25 protein-coding genes are annotated in these 21,225 nt (G+C 59.4%); 13 read left to right on the plus strand and 12 right to left on the minus strand.

Annotated elements, in window-relative coordinates; translation table 11 throughout:
- The first annotated feature begins 10 nt into the window (after positions 1–10).
- From AC3CCE_RS03575 to AC3CCE_RS03585, 3 genes are all read left to right on the plus strand, one after another.
- Complete coding sequence (locus AC3CCE_RS03575; RefSeq protein ID WP_352573811.1) at positions 11–1,711, plus strand: type I secretion system permease/ATPase; 1,701 nt, start codon at positions 11–13, stop codon at positions 1,709–1,711.
- A gap of 19 nt (positions 1,712–1,730) precedes the next feature.
- Positions 1,731–3,068: an HlyD family type I secretion periplasmic adaptor subunit gene (locus AC3CCE_RS03580; RefSeq protein WP_352513730.1), complete on the plus strand. Its 1,338-nt coding sequence runs from the start codon at positions 1,731–1,733 to the stop codon at positions 3,066–3,068.
- A gap of 246 nt (positions 3,069–3,314) precedes the next feature.
- Positions 3,315–3,713: a conjugal transfer protein TraD gene (locus AC3CCE_RS03585; RefSeq protein WP_352627294.1), complete on the plus strand. Its 399-nt coding sequence runs from the start codon at positions 3,315–3,317 to the stop codon at positions 3,711–3,713.
- Here the strand turns inward: AC3CCE_RS03585 and AC3CCE_RS03590 are convergent.
- The gene (locus AC3CCE_RS03590) at positions 3,653–3,991 is read right to left on the minus strand and encodes an AIPR family protein (protein ID WP_023818926.1); all 339 of its coding nucleotides are present in this window, start codon (positions 3,989–3,991) and stop codon (positions 3,653–3,655) included. The genes AC3CCE_RS03585 and AC3CCE_RS03590 overlap by 61 nt on opposite strands.
- A gap of 192 nt (positions 3,992–4,183) precedes the next feature.
- On the opposite strand from AC3CCE_RS03590, the gene AC3CCE_RS03595 reads away from it, so the two are divergent.
- A complete protein-coding gene (locus tag AC3CCE_RS03595; RefSeq protein ID WP_352561672.1) occupies positions 4,184–4,417 on the plus strand; it encodes a hypothetical protein in 234 nt (77 codons plus the stop codon).
- Between the two features lie 129 nt (positions 4,418–4,546).
- Positions 4,547–5,086: a hypothetical protein gene (locus AC3CCE_RS03600; RefSeq protein ID WP_352627296.1), complete on the plus strand. Its 540-nt coding sequence runs from the start codon at positions 4,547–4,549 to the stop codon at positions 5,084–5,086.
- A gap of 23 nt (positions 5,087–5,109) precedes the next feature.
- On the opposite strand, the gene AC3CCE_RS03605 is transcribed toward AC3CCE_RS03600, so the two are convergent.
- The 11 genes from AC3CCE_RS03605 to AC3CCE_RS03655 form a co-directional block, all read right to left on the minus strand.
- Positions 5,110–5,703, minus strand: a complete 594-nt coding sequence (locus AC3CCE_RS03605; RefSeq protein WP_352513726.1) for a hypothetical protein — start codon at positions 5,701–5,703, stop codon at positions 5,110–5,112.
- Positions 5,700–6,299 (minus strand): L,D-transpeptidase, encoded by a 600-nt coding sequence (locus AC3CCE_RS03610; RefSeq protein ID WP_352627298.1) that lies wholly within the window; start codon positions 6,297–6,299, stop codon positions 5,700–5,702. The genes AC3CCE_RS03605 and AC3CCE_RS03610 overlap by 4 nt, the downstream gene beginning before the upstream one ends.
- A complete protein-coding gene (locus AC3CCE_RS03615; RefSeq protein ID WP_023738782.1) occupies positions 6,283–7,446 on the minus strand; it encodes a CpaE/TadZ family protein in 1,164 nt (387 codons plus the stop codon). The genes AC3CCE_RS03610 and AC3CCE_RS03615 overlap by 17 nt, the downstream gene beginning before the upstream one ends.
- A complete protein-coding gene (locus AC3CCE_RS03620; RefSeq protein ID WP_245274436.1) occupies positions 7,443–8,039 on the minus strand; it encodes a TadE family protein in 597 nt (198 codons plus the stop codon). Before AC3CCE_RS03620 ends, AC3CCE_RS03615 begins: the two co-directional genes overlap by 4 nt.
- Positions 8,040–8,080: 41 nt before the next feature.
- On the minus strand, positions 8,081–8,608 hold the full coding sequence (locus AC3CCE_RS03625) for a TadE/TadG family type IV pilus assembly protein (protein WP_352513724.1): 528 nt from the start codon (positions 8,606–8,608) through the stop codon (positions 8,081–8,083).
- Between the two features lie 5 nt (positions 8,609–8,613).
- Positions 8,614–10,074: a TadE/TadG family type IV pilus assembly protein gene (locus tag AC3CCE_RS03630; RefSeq protein ID WP_352513723.1), complete on the minus strand. Its 1,461-nt coding sequence runs from the start codon at positions 10,072–10,074 to the stop codon at positions 8,614–8,616.
- A gap of 72 nt (positions 10,075–10,146) precedes the next feature.
- The gene (locus AC3CCE_RS03635; protein WP_352513722.1) at positions 10,147–10,443 is read right to left on the minus strand and encodes a hypothetical protein; all 297 of its coding nucleotides are present in this window, start codon (positions 10,441–10,443) and stop codon (positions 10,147–10,149) included.
- The gene (locus tag AC3CCE_RS03640) at positions 10,430–11,875 is read right to left on the minus strand and encodes a type II and III secretion system protein family protein (RefSeq protein WP_352513721.1); all 1,446 of its coding nucleotides are present in this window, start codon (positions 11,873–11,875) and stop codon (positions 10,430–10,432) included. Before AC3CCE_RS03640 ends, AC3CCE_RS03635 begins: the two co-directional genes overlap by 14 nt.
- Positions 11,876–11,929: 54 nt before the next feature.
- Entirely contained in the window at positions 11,930–12,985 is a 1,056-nt protein-coding gene (cpaB, locus tag AC3CCE_RS03645) for a Flp pilus assembly protein CpaB (protein WP_352513720.1), read from the minus strand.
- Between the two features lie 95 nt (positions 12,986–13,080).
- Positions 13,081–13,254 (minus strand): Flp family type IVb pilin, encoded by a 174-nt coding sequence (locus AC3CCE_RS03650; protein ID WP_352513719.1) that lies wholly within the window; start codon positions 13,252–13,254, stop codon positions 13,081–13,083.
- A 142-nt stretch (positions 13,255–13,396) separates the two neighbouring features.
- Positions 13,397–13,570, minus strand: a complete 174-nt coding sequence (locus AC3CCE_RS03655) for a Flp family type IVb pilin (protein ID WP_064980352.1) — start codon at positions 13,568–13,570, stop codon at positions 13,397–13,399.
- 508 nt (positions 13,571–14,078) lie between these two features.
- On the opposite strand from AC3CCE_RS03655, the gene AC3CCE_RS03660 reads away from it, so the two are divergent.
- The 8 genes from AC3CCE_RS03660 to AC3CCE_RS03695 all read left to right on the plus strand — a co-directional run bounded on the left by AC3CCE_RS03660 (position 14,079) and on the right by AC3CCE_RS03695 (position 21,120).
- Positions 14,079–15,455 carry a TadA family conjugal transfer-associated ATPase gene (locus AC3CCE_RS03660; protein WP_352513733.1) on the plus strand — a complete coding sequence of 459 codons (1,377 nt, stop codon included), beginning with the start codon at positions 14,079–14,081 and terminating at the stop codon, positions 15,453–15,455.
- Positions 15,455–16,426 (plus strand): type II secretion system F family protein, encoded by a 972-nt coding sequence (locus AC3CCE_RS03665; protein WP_352513718.1) that lies wholly within the window; start codon positions 15,455–15,457, stop codon positions 16,424–16,426. The genes AC3CCE_RS03660 and AC3CCE_RS03665 overlap by 1 nt, the downstream gene beginning before the upstream one ends.
- 10 nt (positions 16,427–16,436) lie before the next feature.
- Positions 16,437–17,387 (plus strand): type II secretion system F family protein, encoded by a 951-nt coding sequence (locus tag AC3CCE_RS03670; RefSeq protein WP_352513717.1) that lies wholly within the window; start codon positions 16,437–16,439, stop codon positions 17,385–17,387.
- Between the two features lie 53 nt (positions 17,388–17,440).
- Positions 17,441–17,992: a tetratricopeptide repeat protein gene (locus AC3CCE_RS03675; protein WP_352513716.1), complete on the plus strand. Its 552-nt coding sequence runs from the start codon at positions 17,441–17,443 to the stop codon at positions 17,990–17,992.
- 1 nt (position 17,993) lies between these two features.
- Positions 17,994–18,512, plus strand: a complete 519-nt coding sequence (locus AC3CCE_RS03680) for a prepilin peptidase (protein WP_352513715.1) — start codon at positions 17,994–17,996, stop codon at positions 18,510–18,512.
- Positions 18,513–18,666: 154 nt separating this feature from the next.
- Positions 18,667–19,464: a sterol desaturase family protein gene (locus tag AC3CCE_RS03685; RefSeq protein WP_352513714.1), complete on the plus strand. Its 798-nt coding sequence runs from the start codon at positions 18,667–18,669 to the stop codon at positions 19,462–19,464.
- Positions 19,465–19,483: 19 nt separating this feature from the next.
- Complete coding sequence (locus AC3CCE_RS03690; protein ID WP_352573813.1) at positions 19,484–20,122, plus strand: methyltransferase family protein; 639 nt, start codon at positions 19,484–19,486, stop codon at positions 20,120–20,122.
- On the plus strand, positions 20,122–21,120 hold the full coding sequence (locus AC3CCE_RS03695; protein ID WP_352513712.1) for a phosphatase PAP2 family protein: 999 nt from the start codon (positions 20,122–20,124) through the stop codon (positions 21,118–21,120). The genes AC3CCE_RS03690 and AC3CCE_RS03695 overlap by 1 nt, the downstream gene beginning before the upstream one ends.
- The last annotated feature ends 105 nt before the right edge of the window (positions 21,121–21,225 follow it).

Genomic DNA, 21,225 nt, shown 5'->3' on the forward strand with positions numbered 1-21,225 from the left:
CGCTGGGTATTTGAGTCTCGACAACAAATCCAAGATTGTGAAGGACGCCTTGCTGGCGTGCCGCCGCTATTTCCTGGTTGCGGCGGCATTCAGTCTGGCGATCAATCTGCTCTACCTCGCGTCCCCGCTTTACATGCTGCAGATCTACGACCGGGTGGTCACCAGCGGCAGCGAAACCACGCTGGTGATGTTGACCCTGGTGTTGCTGGCGGCCTTCCTTTCGTTGGCCGGCCTCGATCTGGTGCGCGCCTCCATCCTGACGCGTGCCAGCGCGCGGCTCGACCGGTTGCTGTCGGCAAAAGTCCTCGCCGCGTCGGTCGAGACCCCGTCGCCGGGCTCCTCACAAAGCCAGCCGATCCGCGATTTCGACACGTTCAGGCAGGTGATCACCGGCAGCGGCATCCATGCCCTGTTCGACCTGCCATGGTCACCCATCTACATCGGCATCATCTTCCTGCTGCATCCGTGGCTCGGCTTCTTCGCGCTGGGCTGCTCGCTGCTCTTGATCGCCATGGCCGTGCTCACCGAGTATCTCGTGCGTTCGCCGCTGAAGCAGGCCAACGACCTGGCGACGACCAATTATAATTTTACCGAAATGAGCCTCAGAAACTCGGAAGTCGTTCGCGCCATGGGGATGATCGACGGTCTCATCCGCCGCTGGGGGCGCGACCGTAACCTGGCGCTGCGGCGCCAAGCGGAGGCAAGCGATCGCGCCGCCCTGATGTCCGGCCTGATCCGGTTCCTGCGGCTCACCATGCAGTCGCTGATCCTCGGCCTCGGCGCCTATCTGGTGATCGAGCGGCAGATCACCGGCGGCACCATGTTTGCGGCGAGCCTCTTGCTGGGCCGTGGGCTACAGCCGGTCGAGCAGATCGTCGGCCTTTGGCGCAGCCTGATCCTGGCCCGGGCGGCGTTGGCAAGGGTCGAGAAGCTGGTCGACGGGGGCGCGCTGAACGAAAGATCTTTCAACCTGCCGAAGCCCACCGGCAAGATTTCGGTCGAGCAGGTCAGCTTTGCAATTGCCAGCCAGCAGAAAGTGCTTCTCCGCGACGTATCATTCCGGCTGGACGCAGGCGAGGCGCTGGGAATCGTCGGCCCTTCCGGCGCCGGCAAGTCGACGCTGGCGCGTCATCTCGCGGGCGTCATGCAACCCAGCCGCGGCACCGTCAGGCTGGACGGGGCCGACCTGTCGCAGTGGGGGCACGACGCGCTCGGCGACCACATCGGCTACCTGCCGCAGGATATCGAACTCTTCGCCGATACGGTCGCCGCCAACATCGGCCGCTTCAAGACCAATGTCGACCAGGAGGTGATAGCCGCCGCGCGGCTCGCCGGCGTGCACGAGATGATCATCCGTCTGCCGCAGGGCTACGAGACCCAGATCGGCGAAGGCGGCGCAGTGCTGTCGGGAGGATATCGGCAGCGGATTGCTCTTGCTCGTGCGGTATTCGGAACGCCGAACCTGATCATTCTCGACGAGCCGAGCTCCAATCTCGACGCCGATGGCGACCGCGCGCTGAGCGAGTGCGCGATCGAGCTCAAGCGCCGCGGCAGCACAGTGATCATCGTCTCGCACCGGCCTTCGACCTTGGCCAATGTCGACAAGATCCTTCTGTTGCGCGATGGCGCCGTCGAGGCCTTCGGCATGAGAAACGAGATCGTGGCGCTGCTCAACCAGCGCGCGGCTCGAATGGCGGTGGCAACCCAATGAGCTGTGGCCGGAGAGATCGATGAGCGACGGCGCCCTCACCTACCGGAGCCTGTCCGGCGAAACCGGTATCCTGGCCCCGGATTCGATCCGGGTGCCGGCCTGTGTCGGCCTGCTGATCATCATTGCCTTCTTCGGCATCTTCGGCGGCTGGGCGGCTTTTGCCCCGCTGAACGGCGCCGTGCTCGCCGACGCTGTCGTCAAGGTGGAAGGTAATCGAAAGAGCGTACAGCATTTCGACGGCGGCACGGTGAAGGAGATCCGCGTCAAGGATGGCGACATCGTCAAGGCAGGCGATGTGCTGGTGGTGCTCGAGGACACGCACGCCCGTTCCGAATTCAACCTCTATTCGCAGCAATATGCGTTGTTGCGCGCTACCGATGCCCGCATTCGTGCGGAGCTCGACGGCCATGAGGCAGTCGCCTTTCCGAAGGACATCACCGCTGAGCACCAGGCCTATCTGCAGGACGCGATGGCCAACCAAATTGCCGACCTCGGGAGCCAGCGCGCCTCGATGGCCGGTGCCAAGCAGATCCTGCAGAAACGGATAGCCGAACTCGACGAGCAGATCGATGGAAAGCAGGCGCGCGTCGAATCTTTTCGTGCGCAGCTCAAGTCGACGATTGACGAAAAGGCAGGCCTCAACAAGTTGCTGAAGGCCGGCCTGACAACGCGCACGCGTGTCCTGGAGCTCGACCGCTCCGCCTCCGACCTGCAGGGCCTGATCGACCAGACTCTCGGCGATATAGCCGGAAACCGCCAGAGTAAGGCCGAGCTTGAAAGCCAGATTGCGCAGCTCACCAACGAGCGCCGCGCAAAACTCTCAACCATGCTGATCGACGCCCAGTCCAACCTCGCCGACCTGGTACCGAAAATGTTCGCCGCGCAAGCCACGGTCGACCGCGCCGAAGTGCGGGCGCCCTATGACGGCCAGGTGATGAATCTCACCGTTTTCTCGACCGGCGCGATCGTCGCCCCCGGCCAGACCATCCTCGACATCGTGCCGGCTAGGAATTCGTTGGTCGTTCAGGCGCAGGTGAAGGTCGAGGACATATCCAGCCTGCGCGCCGACATGACGGCCGAGGTCCGCTTCACGTCCTACAAGCAGCGTTCGATACCGATCATTCATGGACGGGTCACCCGCATTTCGGCGGATCGCGTCACCGACAGCAAAACCGGGCTTCCCTACTATCTTGCCGACGTAGCGGTCGATCCCGCGGAATTGGCCGCGGCCCCACAGATTGCGCTTTATCCGGGCATGCCGGCGTCAGTCATGATCGTCACCGAGGAACGCACCGCACTCGACTACATTTTAGGCCCGCTGGCTGTGTCGTTCCACTCCGCGTTTCGCCAGAAGTAACGAGCTTCGGGCCCAACATATTCGCGTTTTTTCAATTTGCGGACGCGGTCCAAGGTAGGTGGCGAGACCCATCTTATTCGATGGTCTGCGCCATGTCCAAGGCGGCCCAACCCATCCGGGAGCTTATTTCGATTTCTGGCGATTACGGTTGGGGTAGTTCCATGTTGCACGAACTTTCCGGCTCTCTGTCGCTTAAATCCTTTCTTTCCGGGCATGTCTCGGCCCATTCCTTGCTGTCCCTGCAACATGGCTGCAACACAAATTGATATGTTTGTTGGTGTATGTTCGTGCAAAAAATCCATCGCATTACCGATCGGCCTCCTCGTCAAGGCAGGCATCGTTAATCTGACCAACTACGATCGCGCTGCCAACTACGGCGCGATGCTCTGGATGACCGCGAAGGTCCAGAGCCCAGAAGGCGAGCAAGCACAACGATTATGGACTGAGAAGGGTAGCCAGGCGTTCGATGCTGAAGGGCGTGACGAGCGGATGGGACGGCGAACTTACCCACAGTTGGCGCGAGCAGCGGCCGGCACGAAGCCCGAACAGCAGACTTCTCCGGTGCGCCAGCGCCGACGCCGCAGTCAAACGCCCGCGCAGGAAGCTTTCGTCGCTACCGCGCGCACGTTCGTAGAACCAGCGTGACTGACGTTGCATACCGCCCGCCGGGCGCGCCCAGATCGACCCGAAAGCTCCTGCATCCGTCGGTGGAAGCGATGATTGGACGAGAAGTCGGCCATGTCGACCTCGTTCTGATTGTTGGCCGACTGGGAGACGCGCGGCGCGATCTCCTCGATGTCACCATCGTCCAGAATCTCGATAATCTTGAGCGGCACTTGGAGGCGGCTCGCGTCCACATCCTCCTTGCGCCACGCGCGGAAGATCGAACCGGTCGTCTGCCGCGCAATCACGCTGATCAGCAATGGCAAGACCTACGTTGAGCCCACAACCACCGCGTCCGTTTCCGCGGTCTGGGCGAGGAGCTGGGACATGGACGAAGGTTTGCTATCTAAGAATTCGATGACTGCTAAGGCACTGAAGCGCAAAAATCGCGATCGTGGTTACCCGGTGGGCAGGCCATTGGAACCAGCTCGCGCGTTCGGCGTTTCGAGCGGATGATCAGAAGTTTCGCTTACGCCCTTATCCTCGTCCAGGTATCCATGGCGACCGCGCTGGCTACACAGGTCTTCCTTACGACCGCCGAGGAAGCCCGTAACTCAGAACTCTCGCTGGCGCCGGCGCCAGGCGAAGAGGGATGCGCCAAGGCGATGTGGCCCAATATTCCGGAACGATGTCTGCAACGAGTCGAGCCGAAGGTGGTGACGCTCGTGCTCAGCCAAAACAACTGATGGCGAATGGCGCTTTCTGATATGCAGCTGGCTTGCGCCGCTGGCTGCGCCGCCGCAGGACCACCAACGCTCCGTTAAGCCTCGCTCAATCTCTGCAAGCTATCTTGTTGCCAGTTTGTCGAGGGTGACATGAAGCGCAAGTCGATAATGCTCTTTGCCTTCCCAGCTCTGATCCTGCTGATCTTGGCAGGGGAGCGCATGGCGACTTTCTTGCTGGGAGCATATCCGGCCAGTCCCACAATGTGGCGGTTTTGGCTTGAACTAAGGCCGCTGTCGACGATGTTCTGGCAACAGGTCGATCTTTATCTCGGGTCGTCGATGGTTTTTGATGCCTTGATGCTGGCCGCCGCGTCGACCGCTTGCTGGATGGCGTGCCGCACAAGAAGGTCGGCCGCGTTCTTCTTCCTTGCCAACCACGTCGCCCTGCTTTTCGCCGGGATGATGATCGCTGTCACCAGCCATTCCGAAACAGCCAGCACGATCGCCTCTTTCACGGTACCCGGCGGCCTTCCGTTCCAACTAACGGTCGATTTCACCTTGAAGAACAGCCTTGTGCTGTTTCTGGGCGTGACGGCATGCGCCTACTGCCATGTCATCTTCCTCAGCGAAACCCGACAGCGGTCCGAAGCGCTGGCCGCTAGGCTCGTTGCTCTGCAGCGAGATCTCTAGGATAGCCCCACCTTTTTCCGGCGTTAGTTGATCTTCCGGTAGTAAACCTTGCCGTCGGCCTGCTCTATGCGCTGGTAGTCGGGGCTTGGGGCAGGCGCTGCAGCTGCAATCCTCCTTTTGGGCGGACGCGGTGTATCGACGACGCTGGGCTCGGTCGCGTCTTCACCATCGAGAACAGCAGGCGCCTCCGCCATGCTGCCGGTCGCGACCATCGAAGGTTCCGTTGGGCTCGACATGACTTCGTCACGTGCAAGAGGCTGGTTCTGTGCCAGCCGGGCCATGCTCCGGTTGATTTCGCCAAAGCTGCTCTGCAGCTGACTGTCCAGTTTTTCAAATCGGCTCTGAAAACCGTTGTTGACCATGTCCAGCCGGCCCCCGATTCGTTGTTCGAACGTGCCTAGTTGTTCCAGGCGCCCTTCCAAAAGGCGCATATCGCTGATGCCGCGGTATAGATAAACCGCGGCTACCATATTCACCAAGGTGAGCAGGGACGTGCCGATGATGACCGCGCCGATAATGCTTTTGTCGCTCGGTTTCCCAACGACAGCCTGCTCTCCGGTGCGGGCTGCTGTCCCAATCTCGATTGCCGGCATGTCCGGTTCGCTGATCATCGTCATTGAACCACCACCTTTGCGCCGATCGCGACGCGCTTGAAGAGATCGATCACATCGGTGTTGGTAAGGCGAAAACACCCCGATGTTCCATCGAAGCCAACACCCTTGGGATCGTTGGTTCCGTGTATCCGATAGAGCGTGTCACGCCCGTTCCGAAGCAGATAGAGCGCCCTGGCGCCAAGTGGATTGTAAGGACCGGCAGGCACCATTTGCGGCAGGTCCGGCTGGCGGGCGCGCATCTCGCGGGGTGGGCGCCATTCCGGCCATTCGGTCTTCGCCCCCACCTCGACCACTCCGGTCCAGCCAAATCCGTCGCGTCCGACGCTGATCTGATAGCGAAGCGCCTGGCCCTGTCGGGTCACCAGATAAAGCGCTTTCTCGCCCTTGCGGATAACGATCGTTCCGGGCTGTTCTGTCGTCTCGAAGGCAACAGTCTTGCGCAGGCTGGGTCCCATTGCCGGCAGCGGCGGCCGATCCGAAAGTGCCGATCGTGCGCTGGCGAAATCCTGGACCAGCATCATCAGCGCAATGCTCATGACATAGGCCAATCCCGGGCCAATCCGATACCTACTTGGCCGCCCCCTATTTGGCAGCGTCATCGAGCCGCTCTTTGAACATCCGCTTGAGGTCCTTGTTGAAGCGCGCACGCCCATCCACCTCGGCAGGCAGGATAGCACGGTTCAACGCATCGGTCAGAAGCGCATTGTCCAGCGCGACCGACTTGATGTGCGGCGCCTTGAAGATCTTTTCGAGTTCGCTGCGCGAAAAGTGGTTGCCGAACCATTTGCGCTTGTGCTTGTTGGCGACCAGCGTGATGCTGACAGCATTGCCACGCAACTCACGGATCTTCTTGTAGAGCCGTTTGCCTTGCCGCAGTGAGGCGACGTTGAGTTCGAAGACGATGAATATCTCATCGCTCGTCGACAGCACGGAATTGTGCCAAGGCGTCTCGATGTTCGGCAGGTCGATGACGATGTCGTCGAACCGGTAGGCGACGAGGTCGAGGAGCCGGAAGACAAAATCACTGCCCTGCGGCTCGAAAGGCAATTGCGGCCTCTCGAAGGAATAGAGCGTCAGCCCGGACGGGCGCGAGAGCTTGATGACATCCATCAACTCGACGTCGAGCCTCTCCGGCTGGCCGATAATGCCGCCAAGGTCGAACTGGTTGAACTGGTTGAGATAGGCGCCGCAATTGGCGCTCTGGAAATCGAGGTCGACCAGGCAGGTGGAAGCCCCGCGTTCCTTCGATTTCGACGCCAGGAATTCGGCCGCCGACAAAGCGAGCGTCGTCGCGCCGGCGCCGCCGCTGGCGCTGATGAAAGTGATGATGCGGCTTTTCGTTCCCTGGTTGCCGGTGTCGTGGAAGGTCACGGCGTTGAGCAGTTCCTTGCCGTCGAGCGGCTTGTGCAGCCAGTCCGAAGCGTTCATGCGCACCAGCACTCGTGTCTGCTCCGACGACAGCTCGTCGGAGACCGCGATCAGCGGCACGGTTGCCCAAAGGGCGCGCGCCTCGACGATGCCCGGCCTTCCGAGCAACTCGCCATTGCCGAGGTCGAGGATGACGATGCCGGGGCGCGTATCCGCGGGCGGCCCCCTAAGGAAGTCGCTCGTCTCGGAAACCCTGACGTCGTAGATCGCCAGCGCATCGAGCCGCGTCGCCACATCGCGCTTGAAATTCGGATCCGACGAGAACAGCGCCACCTGCTTTCGCTTGGTCGGTGTAACCTTGGTGTTGATGGCATTCATGACGCAGTACTCTTCAAATCTTCGCCCGTGACCGTGCTCAGCATGGAGGGCATGTTGATATCGGCGAAACCCATCAGTCCGTTCAGGAAGAAGAATTGGAAGCTCCTGTTCTGCAGGCTTACGCTGATTGTCGGCACTGGTCCGCCCAGCCGCGTCTGGAAGCCGAGGCCCGTGGCGGAATAGGTGATGACAACGTTGCTGCGCAGCAGGCCCGGGAAGAAATGACACATTCCTGGCCGCTGGTTGGCGGCCAAGGCGGGACAGACGTCGTTGGCGGTGTTTGCAGTGTCGCCTCGGAAGATACGGCTGAAGGCGGCAGCATCGAATGCGCCGCCATTGCTGCATGCACCCGTGGTTCCGGTATACGAGCAGACAAACGGACCATAGATGCCGGCCCGTACGGGGGCACCCGGCACCGAGGTGGGGGCGGCGGCAGTCAGATTGCTGACAACCGGATCGGAGATCGACGCCAGCCGGGCACCGACCTGCACGGCCTTGGTCGCCGCGTTCCACTGATACAGTGCGTAGCCGAAATCGACGAAGCCCAGGACAAGCGTAAACAGCAGCGTCGACACGATGGTGATCTCGACCATCGCCGCGCCGTCCTCCGATGTTGCGAAACGCCTGATCATTTTCAGAACCGGATCAACCGCTCCTCATGGAAGCCGCTCAAGGTGATCGGGCTGACGTTGATGAATGACAGCATCCCGACGCCTGTATATGCGAAAGTGCCTGCCGCCCTGACGACGCAGACCTGTGCTGTGGTGGAGCGATACTTGGTAACACCGGCCTCCACGGCGTCGTGGCAAGACCCGCTAGTCACCGTGACGTTCGATTTCTGCCAGCCGGCGACACGCGAGGGTGGTGTCCCGTCCGCGTTGCCGAACACCGCGATGTTTGTGGCGACGTCCGCACAGTTGATCGCAGTGAAGCCCGCATCGGCATAGTCGGTATAAATCTGGCTATTGCAGCGCGCTGCATAGCGAGCACCGTCCGAAAGCCCGGCCTCCATCAGCAGCTTGTCGTGGATCAGATTGCCGAATTCGAACACGCCAGCCGACAGGATCAGCATCAGCGGCGTGATCAGCGTCATTTCGACGAGCACCGCCCCGCCGTGGTCGCGTCGAAATCGATCGAGATGACGGAACAGGGTTCTGATCATCGCCGTCACCGGTAGAGCTGTGCTTCGTCGCGCAGGAAATTATCGAGCGTGCCGCGCCCACCCTTGCCGGTGATGTCGATCAGCTCGACATAAATGTCCTTGCTGTCCTTGATAGGCTCGGTGATGAAGAAGCTGCCGAAAGCGCGAACTGGAATATTGTTGGCGCGACCGTTGAACCCCCCGATTGCATTGCAGTCGATGATGGCACCGTAGAGGACGCGCCGGTCTACGCTTGTGACCGGTGTCTGGCCGCAGGACGGATTACCGGTTTCTCCGCTTACCGCTGCATCTCCAGCGATGCTGTCGTTGGTCGCGGGGTTCCCGTCGGGGTTAAGCTCGTAGCGATACATTTCGTAGCGGGTGGCTCCCACGAGCGATGAAGGCAAAGCGCCGCGTGTCGAATGATTGACGGTCCAGTAGCGGCTGGCATTCCAATCGCCGGTGCCCATACGGCCGCCCATCAGGCTGCAGGTGCCGGTGATCTGGCAGGAGTCTCGCTCCAAGCCGACACCCTTTGTTGGGTCGGTCTCAAAGTCGGTTTGGCCGTTGTTGCAGTTGATGTTTTTGAGCCCCATCCGGACATTGGCCGCTGGGCCAGTCGACGTTCCAATGTAACTTTTGCTGATACCGAAGCGGGCATTCAGCCCGTCTTGCACGGGGCCGGTGCTTTGTCCCGGTTCGGTGTCAACACCATCTTGGGCATAGCAGCCGACCGGCTTCACGCGGGCGAGCGACGCTTCCAATGCGTTCGCGCCGTTACCCTCTGGCGAAGCAAGAAAGGCGAAGTTACCAGGTTGGTAGTAGCCATTATCTCGCAGAAGTATTTGGCGACGGCGATACTGCAGCTGATTGGCAGCCATTTCCAACGTTACACCACCGGTGAGGCTCGTATCTTCGTAGGGATTGCACATGAAGACCGGGGTGTAGTCGCAGACGCTCGATTTGAAGCCGCCTACCGCGACCGCGCTCACATTGAAGGAATTGCTCGCGGAGTTGCCGGTCAAGAACGATGCTGGGAAGATTGCAGCGAAGCCGACTGGGGTCACCGTCACCTCGATAAAGCGGGCATTCTTGGCGTCCGTGATTTCATCCGTGATGATATTGGCCGAAGCTATCGGCAAATTGTCGGATGCAGGCAAAGACCGGAGATAGCGTCGCGTCACCCCGGCGGCAGCCAGCGTCTGCGGGACACCTGAACCTACAGTCGAGAAGGTGTAGTTGTTGGCCACAAGCGTAGCCAGGGCGTGGTCACCTCTGGTGATGCTGTCGGATTGACCATCAAGCTCAGCAGCCGCGGCAAGGGCAAACGCGTCCGCGCCTTTCTGCAGATCATTATGCAAATTGTTGACCCGGCTCATATCGATCGCCAGCAGCGAGAAGCCGATGATGGCTGGCAGCATGACGCTGACGAGTATCAGCGCTATTCCCCTCTGATCGTGCCAGAACGCGCGAATGGTTCGCAGCATGGCTTTACTCTTTGCTCCCCTGATGCCAGGTTTCCTCGTTGTGCCTGGCGCACTGAAACCGCATCCTTCTGTTCATTCCACCGTGTTGGAGGCCGGCGCTCCGACGTTGACGGTGATGGCCGGCGGGGGGGGCGGCGGTGGCGGAAATTTGTAGCTGTTTGCAACAGCGGCGGCGCGCGCGCCGTCGCCTTCGATCCTCGTATTTTTGGACGCAGGATTGAATGGGTCGACCGTCTGCAGCAGCGAATTGTATTTTTGCGTATCCCCGGCGGCCAGCGTCACCGAATCGTAGTTGTTCAGATAATCGGCGGCGCAGCCCGATAGTGCACCGGCGCACAAGAGGAGGATCAGGACGCTATTTCTTGACATAGAGCATCTTGTCCTTCGATTTGAAGTCCAGCATGTGGCCATAGGGGCCGGTCACGCCATCACCCGTTTCATATCTTCGGATCATATCCTTGTTCACCTCGAGCTGGCCGAGCACGAAGAATTCCGGATCGTTGGCCGGCCGTGTCTTGTCGAACGGCGTCGCGAGTTGCTCGCCGGGCTTCACCGGCCGCACGATATGCGGCGTGACGATGACGACGAGTTCGGTCTCTTCCTTCTGATTGCTCGAATTTCGAAACAGGGTGCCGATGACCGGCACCTGGCCGAGCCATGGCACCTGGTTCTGCAGCTTGGTGGTCTTGCTGGACAACAAGCCGCCAACAGCGAAACTCTGGCCGTCGCGCAGTTCGACGACTGTTTCCAGCTTGCGGTTGGTAAAGATCGGGTCGCCGGCGGTGGTGAAACCGTTGAGGTCACTCACTTCCGGCGCCAGCTTCATATGGATCTTGCCGTCGTCGAGTACGACCGGCGTGAACAGCAGATTGACGCCGAATTGCTTGTACGTGATGGTTACCTGGCCATCATTGCCGATGACACGGATAGGCACTTCGCCGCCGGCGTTGAAGCTTGCAGGCTCCCCGGAAAGCGTTGTCAAGTTGGGATTTGCAAGCGTGCGCACAACGCCCTTGTTCTCGAGTGCCTCGATAATCAGGTCGACCTTGATGTTGCTGTCGATAACGCGGGTGATCAGCGCTGCAAACGGATTGCTGCCCGACAGCAGGCCGGTGAGCAGGTTCCCAGGTCCCAGCACCACATCATCTTCGTCGACGGCCGCAACGCCTGTCCCTGTACGGGTTGTGCCGCTGCCATTTGTGCTCCTGATCGACACGCCGAGGTCGCGGCCGGCGTTCCGCTTGGCCTCCAGCACGCGGACCTCGAGATTCACCTGCTGGCTGTCGTCGACGATGACGGAATTGATGATGGCGTCGGGGCCATACTGCTGCGCGACCTCAAGGATCGACGCCAGTGTCGCGCCATCCTTGACATGGCCGCCAAGCCTGACCTTGCCGTTGATCGAACCGATTTCGATGCGCGCCCTGGGCGCCACCTGGCGGATCGCCTGAGCCATGTCGCTGACGTCGACGCCCACCTCGATCTGGATGACACCAAGCGAGCGCTTGTCCGGGGAGAAGAGATTGACCGTGGTGGTGCCGGCGCTCTTGCCAATGACGTAAAGCGTCCGGTCGGTCATCGGCTGGGCATCGGCGATCTTCTCGTCGCCAACGACGATGTCACCGAGATTGGCGCTCACCTGGAGCGTCACCGACTGTGACATCGGCAGGAAAATCCGATGGACGCTTGGGTTTGACACATCGATGAAACGGTCTGCTGCATCAGCCGCAAGGCTCGATGGCAATAGTGCGGCCAGACACGACAACGCGGCCGCCGCTACCTTTAACCAAGACCTCCGCATCCCCAAACTCCCCACTCGCTGCCGACGCAGCCCTATTTTGTTGGCCGCACCTTATCATGGTTGTCGCGGCACGTCATATGTCTCGAGCTTGACACCCCGAAATACGCCGACCGTCGCCCGCGCCGGTGGCTCGGGGGTCACATACTTGATCACTTCCTTGACGACTTCCTGAACTTCGGGTGCTGAGGCCACCGCCGGAGCCGGCTTGACCTTGCTCAAATCGTCGAGCTTGCTTCCTACTCGTTCGACGGCCTGGGCCAGTCCGGCAATCTTATCGTCGGCGCGCTTGCGCTCGGCTGCCGCCTCGGCGTCGGCTGCTGCCTGCCTGGCAAGTTCAGCCTGCCTTTTGGCGACATCGTCGGGCGTGTCGCCGGTCAGGTCCGACAGCGTAATACGCTCCGTCGTCTCACCCTTGCTGGCGGCGGCCTGGCGCAGCGCCAGCGACAACTGACCGGCATCGGCGGCAAGCGTAAGTTTCTGGGCGTCCTTGGTGCTGACCTCAAGTGTAACCGACTTCACCACTGTCGGGCTGTCTTTGCTCTCATCGGCTACCTGGTCGACGGCGAGCACCTTCATGCTCTGCAACAGCACGTCGACAAAACTTTGGTCCGCGCCCTCCGCAGTGCGCACCTTGCGCGTCAGCAGCACGTCAACCCGATCGCCAGGAAAGACAAATCCGGCGACTCCAAGGACGTCGTTGACCCTGATGGAAACGGCCTTCATGCCTTCGCCAAGCACCGCCGACAGCGTGGCGCGCTGGCCAGGGCCGGTTATCTTGGTGGCGAGGACAGGTTCGTTGACGCCGATCGACTGCAACGCCTGCTTAGTGCCTCCGCCGGCAGGAAGGTCTTTCGTCAGAAGTTCTTCCGTCGTCTTGAAGGCGCCGGCCGGAACCGCACCAGACGGCCAATCGACCACACGCAGCTTGTCCGCCGACAGCGTGTCACCAAACTTTAGCGCCACTGCTGCCACCACCACAGTATCGCGCTCTACATCTCCTGTTCGTGCCATGGCGCTCCGTTGATTGGCCAGCCAGATATTGGCAAGCACCACCGCGAGCACGCCGAACACGCCGGCGAGAACGATCATGATGACAGTGTTGGCGCGCATGGACTTTGCCCCGATTGCGTTTGCGCAGCTCGCTGCGTCTACCCCAGTCCATCGACGCTGAAGACACCCTCGGCGTCGATAACAGTGTCAAGATATCACGGCAACGTTCCCGCCAGCGACGTCCACTGGGTACCTACCCATGCGCCGACAGTTATGACCGATGCGATCACAGCAATGGTGATGATGCCGAGCAAGATGGTGTATTCGACCATGGCGGCGCCGTTTTCGTTATCGCGGAACTGCCGGGCCATCGTCATGAGCTTTTTCATGCCAATTTCTCCTCTGGAGTTGAACCCGACGAGACGAGCCAAGGATGAAATCCATACCCAAGCATCCCCCGTCATCTACCAGTCGACTGCCTTACCCAATCATCGACGCCGAGGATGCCCCGGCGTCGATGATATCTCAAGATCACGGCAGCGCGGCCGCCAGCGTCACCCACCGGGCGCCGACCCAACCGCCAACAGTTATGATCGATGCGATCACAGCGATGGTGATGATGCCGAGCAGGATTGTATATTCGACCATTGCAGCGCCGTTCTCGTCGTCGCGGAACTGCCGGGTCATCGTCATGAGCTTCTTCATGTCAATTTCTCCCTGTTGGAGGTTTGAACCCGACGAGACAGAGCCAAGGATGTAACCCCATACCCAAGCATCCCCCGTCATCTCAATCCTAGGTCCCGCGAAAAAGCAGAGTCAAATGGATTAACAGTTCCTTAACCTTTCAATACCGAATCGGAAGCCACTTAAATTTGGACAAGAGCTTGATTCGATTAATTTTTGGAGCGCCCTTAACCATTCATTCACAATTCGGCCACAGCTACGGCAAAAGGCTGAACATATTAGTCGATCAGCATATGCCTTTATATCTAAGGGCTTACGGAGAGCTTTCGACCGCCTTCTGTTTGTTGCGGTTCGAAAGGTTCCGTGAGGTGTGGCTGAAGGGCGCTTTAGCCAAAATAAAACGATTTTTTTGGAGACCCTCCTTAACTATGTTGTAAGTATCCGTCGCCATGGCCCTGCGAGGCGCTTGTGCCTTTCTTGGTTAACGCCTAGTTTCAGGTCTGGGGAATTCAGGGGGGACTCTGGCGACATGTTAGGCCGCTTCATCAAGGCACCGGACGAGCGTCAGGCTGTGCAGACCGCGGCCCCGCCAACCACAACATCGCTTGCGCCTGCTGCCGATCTGGCGCCGCACGGCGACGAGTTCCTGGCGCTGAAAGTCGATCTCCACCGACATCTGATCGACCGGTTCAACCTGACGACCCTAGAAAGTGCGTCGAAGGATGAGATCCTGAACGAGATCCGTCCCATCGTCCGCGAATTCGTACGTGGTCGCAATGTACCGCTGAATGCTCGCGAGCTTGATCAACTGACCAGCGACACGGCCGACGAGATGCTGGGGCTCGGGCCGATCGAGCCGCTACTGAAAGACGACTCCATTGCCGACATTCTGATCAATACGCACAAGCGGGTCTTCATCGAGCGCCGCGGCGTGATCGAGGAGACAGCGATCCGTTTCCGTGACGAGGCGCATCTGTTGCGTGTCATCAACAAGATCGTCTCGGCCATTGGCCGGCGCGTCGACGAGTCCGCGCCGATGGTCGATGCCCGCCTGGCAGACGGGTCGCGCGTCAACATCGCGGTGCGGCCGATCTCGGTCGACGGTCCGCTGGTATCGATCCGCAAATTCTCGAAGAAGCCCTATTCGCTCGAACGCCTGATGGCTTTCAATTCGATACGACCGCCGATGATCGATCTGCTGCGGATCGCCGTGCAGGCGCGCAAGTCGATCCTGGTTTCGGGCGGCACCGGCAGTGGCAAGACGACCTTGCTCAACGCTTTGTCCAGCTACATCCCTTCCAAGGAGCGCCTGATAACGATCGAGGATGCGGCCGAGCTGCAGTTGCAACAACCGCATGTCGGGCGTCTGGAGACGCGTCCGCCCAATGTTGAGGGCAAGGGCGAAGTGCGCCAGCGTGAATTGCTGAAGAATGCGCTTCGCATGCGGCCTGACCGCATTATCGTCGGCGAGGTTCGCGGCGAGGAGGCTTTTGACATGCTGCAGGCCATGAACACCGGCCACGAGGGGTCGATGACCACGATCCACGCCAACACGCCGCGTGATGCGATATCCCGGCTCGAGCAGATGGTCGGCATGGCTGGCATGCCGATGAGCCACGACTCCATTCGCGCACAGATTGCATCGGCCATCGATATCATAGTGCAGACTCAGCGCCTTTCCGATGGTGGCAGGCGGGTCGTTTCGATTTCGGAACTGACCGGCATGGAAGGCAATGTTGTCCAGATTCAGGAGATCTATCATTTCGTCCGCCGCGAAGTAGGTCCGGACGGAACAATCATTGGCGACTTTCGTGCGACCGGGATCCGGCCGCGATTTGCCCAGGAGGCGACGATTTTGGGGCACCAATTCGCCAAGGACGCGTTCAATCCGCAGGTTTCGCTGTGATGCCGACCGGCCAGACTCTGCTCTACTTCATTTATGTGCTGGCAGCGGCATCCGTTATCCTCGCCGCCGAATCCCTCTACCTGTCTTTTGCGGGGCGGCGGGCGCGAGTAGGCGCGATCAATCGGCGGCTGAAGCGATTGGGAGAGGAATCTCCGGCCGAACAGAGTTTGCAAGGACTGTTGCAGGAACGCGGGCTGACGGCATCAGGCGATTACCTTTTCGGCGCGGTAGCGCTGAATCGGCTTTATACGCAATCAGGCATCACTGGTAATCCGCTCGCATTTGCGTCGATGTTCCCGCTCGCTGGCTTGGTGCTGGCTTTGGTGATGTCGTTGCTTCTGGGCTTCTCGGCCATCGTGGCGGTCCTAGCCTTCTTGCTTGTCGGGTTAGCCCTCCCACTTCTCGTCCTAAGGCGTGCCCGTAACAAGCGAATCCAGAAATTCGCAGCACAGCTTCCTGACGCGCTCGATATGATTGTTCGGTCGCTACGCGCCGGTCACCCAACCACCGTGGCCATCGGCCTGGTTGCGCGCGAGATGCCTGATCCGCTCGGGACCGAATTCGGAATTGTGTCAGACGAGATCACCTTCGGCCTGAGCTTGGAGCAAGCGGTGCGGAAGCTTTCGGAACGGGTCGGCTTCGAAGGGCTTCACCTTCTGTCTGTGTCTCTCTCAATCCAGGCCAAGACCGGCGGCAATCTGACGGAAATCTTGTCGAATCTCGCCTCCGTGTTGCGCGGACGCCGGACGCTCCGGATGAAGATAAAATCGCTTTCGGCCGAGGGACGCATGTCGGCCTGGATCATTTCACTGTTTCCGGTTCTCATGCTCGGCATCCTCACGGGCCTCGCCCCGAGCTATTACGGAGATGTGTGGGGAAACCCACTTGTTTTTCCGGTGTTTCTGATCTTCGGACTCTGGGCGCTGTTGGGGGACTTCATCATGTACCGCATGGTCAATTTCGATTTCTGAGGGCACGGACTTGCTGACCAATATTGGAGACTCGGCCCTTATGCTCTCGCTTGCTGTCTTTCTGGCGGCGGCCGCACTTTTTATCGTGGCCGCGTTGGTTTTGATGCCGGCTCTCCAGACCAGGAGAATGGTTGCGCAAAGCCTTTTGTCCGAGGGCATCAGCAATCGGCGATCACTTGGCGCGCGGCAGGAACTCAACAGGATTTCGGCGCAGCGGCCTGTCGATGCCTATTTCCGCGCTCTGGAGAAGGAACGCGGCGAGCCAAATGCGCTTGAAGCCAAGTTGTACCGGGCCGGATTCTATCAATCCAGCGCGCCCATCGTTTACACATTGTCTCGCCTTGCTGCCGTGTGTGTCGGATTCTTGGTGACGTACGCGCTTCTTTCGCGCGTGTTGCCGAATCACTTGCAAGGCGGCATTGCCTTTGCTGGTGCGGCCCTGCTAGGACTTGGGTGTATCGTCATTCCGAGCATCGCGCTCGACCGATTCGAGAACGGCCAAAAGCAGATTTATCGTCGCGCTTTTCCGGACTTCATGGATATGATGATCACCTGCGCCGATGCCGGCATGAGCCTGGAGGCGGCGGTTGAGCGCGTCGGCGCTGAACTGGCCGGTACCCATAAATGGCTCGGTATCCAGCTTTCGATCATGAATCTGCAGCTGCGCGCTGGAAAGCCATTGCGGGAAGCGCTGCGTGAACTTGCCGACCGCATCGGTCTCGAAGAGGCGCGGGCCTTGGCGGTTTTGTTTCGGCAATCGGAAGAATTGGGCACCAGCCTGACGGAAGCCCTGCGCGTTTATAGTGACGAGATGCGCACGCAGCGGATCCTGCGTGCCGAGGAGCGCGCCAATGCTTTGCCGGTCAAGATGATGATTCCATTGGGCCTATGCATCTTCCCCGTCGTGATGATGGTGATCATGCTACCCGTGGTCATTCGCATGAAAGGAATTTTCTTCTAGTTGCGCATATGCTTTGGTCCTAATATGGGTCGGGGGCCTCAAGGGGAGATTTTATGACAAGGCCAATTGCAGTCGTGGCCTGCCTGTTCATGGCGGCACTCGTCGGCTGCCAGACGAACGGGGCGAACACCACCGACCGTGTCGTTCGCACCAACGAGCCGTCGAAAGGCGACGTGACGTCCTTTGGCGACGCTTTCGATGGGTTGAAAACGGTCAGCGACGTCGAATACTATGCGTCCGACCAGGCCGTTGCCGAAGCCAAGAACCAGTTTCGCGCGGAGAACTACGGCAATGCGGGAGCGCTGTTCTACAAGGTGACGCAACTGGCGCCCAACGATGGTGGCGCATGGATGGGCCTGGCCGCCTGCAGCGACCGCATCCACCGCTTTGACCTCGCCGACCGGGCCTACGCCCGAGCCTTCAAGCTGGTTGGCCCGTCGCCCGAATATTACAACAATGTCGGCTATTCCTACCTGCTGCGCGGCAAGCTGCAGGATGCGCGCAGCAATTTCCTCAAAGCCTACGAACTGGCGCCCAACGATCCGACCGTGGTCAACAATCTGAAGCTCCTGTCGTCCAGTGTGCAGAACATCGAGCGGCAGTAGAATGCTGCTTGCGGCTTCGCTGGTGCTGAAAGCGCTCGCCTTACCCTTGCTCGCGAGGATTGCGTGGCTCGACTTCACGACCCAGAAGATTTCCAACCGCGAAGTGCTCCTGCTGCTTTGCCTTGGACTGGGGTCACTGCAGTTCGCATCGATCCTGGTTGGATCATGGTGGGACATGGGCCTGAGCGCGCTGGCCGGTCTCGTCCTGTTTCTTGCTCTCTTCCCTTTCTGGGCATTGCGCAAGGTCGGTGCCGGCGATGTCAAGCTGATGGCGGTCATGCCATTCCTGACCGGCGGAGGCGGTCTTGCAGTGTTCTCCCTGCTGCTGCTGGTGTTCGCCCTCGCCACGGCGTTGATTGTGAAAAACCCGCTCTTGCTGCCTGAGGGCGCCTTCCGTTTCTATGTCCAGCATCTGGATCGCAAGGGCGTAGTGCCTTTTGGCGTGCCGATCTCGATTGCGGCGATCTGCACGATCGCCTTTCAGGTCTATACCGGTTTGATGGGTCCTGTCGGCCTCTAGGTCTGAGCGGTGAGGTGCAAAATCGCTCGGCTTCAAGGCACTTCTATGATCAATCTTCGCTATGGCCGGCGAGCCACATTAACCCTTTAGAAACCATTAACTTGCGCTGAAACCGGCGAAGTGGTTGGATTGAGTGCCGCTGGCGAGGCGCCGTATGGACATTCTCAATCTCAAAGCCTTTTTGATTGCGGTTCTGATCTTCGTACCGATCGAATACCTGTTTGCTCTGAGACCGGGTCAGAAGATATTCAGGAAAGCTTTCTTCAACGACCTCATCTATGCTTTGTTCAACGGCGTTCCGATAACGCTTGGTTTGATCGCTGCTATCACACTGGCGACAAGCACGGTGGGCCGGTTGATACCGGATTATTTCCCTAACGCGGTGTCATCCCAGCCGGTTTGGCTTCAGGTGATGGAGATCATCGTCATCGCGGACGTTGGCTTTTACCTAGCGCATCGCACTTTTCACGCCGTTCCGTTCCTGTGGCGCTTCCATGCCATTCATCACAGCATCGAGGAACTTGATTGGCTGGCAGCGCACAGGGTTCATCCTGTTGATCAGGCCTTGACGAAGAGCGCGTCGCTCGTGCCCGTCTATTTGCTGGGTTTCAGCAGCCCGGCGATCGCCCTGTTCGCGCTCATTTTTCACGCCCACGGCCTGTTGCTGCACGCTAACGTCAGGCTAAACATCGGTCCGCTTCGGTGGTTGATCGCCTCACCTCAATTCCACCATTGGCATCATGCTAACGAGCGCTCGGCGTACGATAAGAACTTCGCAGGTCAGCTTTCGTTTATCGATGCGTTGTTTGGAACAATGCATCTGCCTGGCAATACGGTGCCGGAGCGCTATGGCGTCGATGATCCCATCCCGCCAACCTACGTAGAACAACTCGCCTACCCACTAATCCCGAAGGGCAAAACCAATGAACCTCCCGCCACCGGCGACGCGTGATTTCATCGGGCGCGCAGTGATGACACTTTACTTCACGATCTGCGCGACCTTGAAAGCCGGAGCCATGATTGCAGTTCTGCGTAATCCGGAATGGACCCTCGCGATGATCGTCGATGTCGCGGCGGATGTTGCAGCTCTCGGCTTCCTTGTTCTCATCGTTGCTACCACCGTGACGCGTCTTCCGCCTGTGAAGACAGCACAAGGGATCGAACCCAGAATCTCGGCGATGATCGGATGCTTCGCCACCGTGACTTTGGTTGCCGCCCATCGCGCCCAGATGCTTCCCCAGGTTCAGCTTGTTGCCAACTTCATCACCATAGTTGGTTTCACGCTTTGCATTTGGTGCCTATGGTGGCTCGGCAGATCGTTCAGCATCACTGCGCAGGCCAGGCGACTTGTCACGGCAGGCCCCTACCGGATCGTGCGGCACCCAATCTATGCCTGCGAGGCGATCGTTTTGGTCGGCCTTGTCCTCGGTAATCCAACCTGGACAGCGGCTGCGATCGGCGCCATCGCCCTGGCCTTCCAATATCGGCGGCTGGTCAATGAGGAGAAGGTCTTGCGGGCTGCGTTCCCCGAATACGATGTGTACCGGCGGACGACTCCAATGCTACTTCCATTCTTATCGCTGCCTCGTAGGTGGCGAGGTGCGTTGTAATGGGGGAAGTTCGGCGGCTCGTTTTTTTATCATTGAGTTTGACGGCTCTTGTTGCAGGAACCGTATTAGTTTGGTTGCCCTATTCGAACGTCTATTTTGATCCTTCAAACATCTGGATCGTCGCGAAGGTAACAGGTCTCGTCGTTGTCTTATATGGAGTTGTCGCCCTAGTCGCTCATCGCATCCGGGGCGATGACTCTCGTCCTGCCCGATTGATCCGAACGTTGGTCGGGGCAGGATATGCGTTGCTACATCTGTGTGCTCTCGCGATACCCTTCGGGATTGCCATCGCCGTCTTCATCTGCCTCGCTTCAGCTAACAGCAGGCCACTGATTGATGGAAACCTGGCGGCACTTGACCGAACGCTCGGTTTCGACTGGCTTGCCTTCTTGGAATTGACCAATCGTAGCTCGACTGCCAGTGCCATCCTGGTGGCGTCGTACCATTCGATCGGCTTGCAAATGATTATTGTCGCAGTGGTGCACGCCTTCATGCACCGGATGGATCGACTGCTTGAATACTTTGTCGTCAGCGCGGTCTGCCTGATGATCGTAGGCGTCGTTGTCGCATTGGCCCCGGCTGCGGGCGCCTATGCGTTCTTCAAGCCGCCGGCCACCACATTCGGCAATTTCACCGCTCATGCCGGGATGTGGCACCACCCGACTTTGCTGAAGCTGCGATCCGGCGAACCGTTCGCCTTACTTTTGAGTGAGGCTCAACCGCTCGTAACGTTCCCTTCTTTCCACACGAGCCTTGGTGTTCTGATCGCGTATTCGATGCGATATTTCCGGATTGTCTTTTGGCCGGTTGTCCTTTTGGAAATCACCATGATCGTCAGTACGATGCCGGAAGGTGGACATCACTTGGTTGACCTGATTGCCGGGGCAGCCGTCGCGGGAGTTTCTATCGTCGTTGTGAGATCGGTCGCCTATCGTACTAGCCCGGCCATTCAGAGTGCCGACTTGCCGCAACGACCGATTCCTATGGGCCGAAGCTGATCGCCTCTCCGAAAAAGCTTTTCACATCGCTACGCCCACCGACCATCTGCCACGGACAAGTACGTCGCGTTCGCAATGCCAAACGCCACCTACCTACGGCGCTTC

The organism is Mesorhizobium sp. P160187, assembly GCF_057766425.1.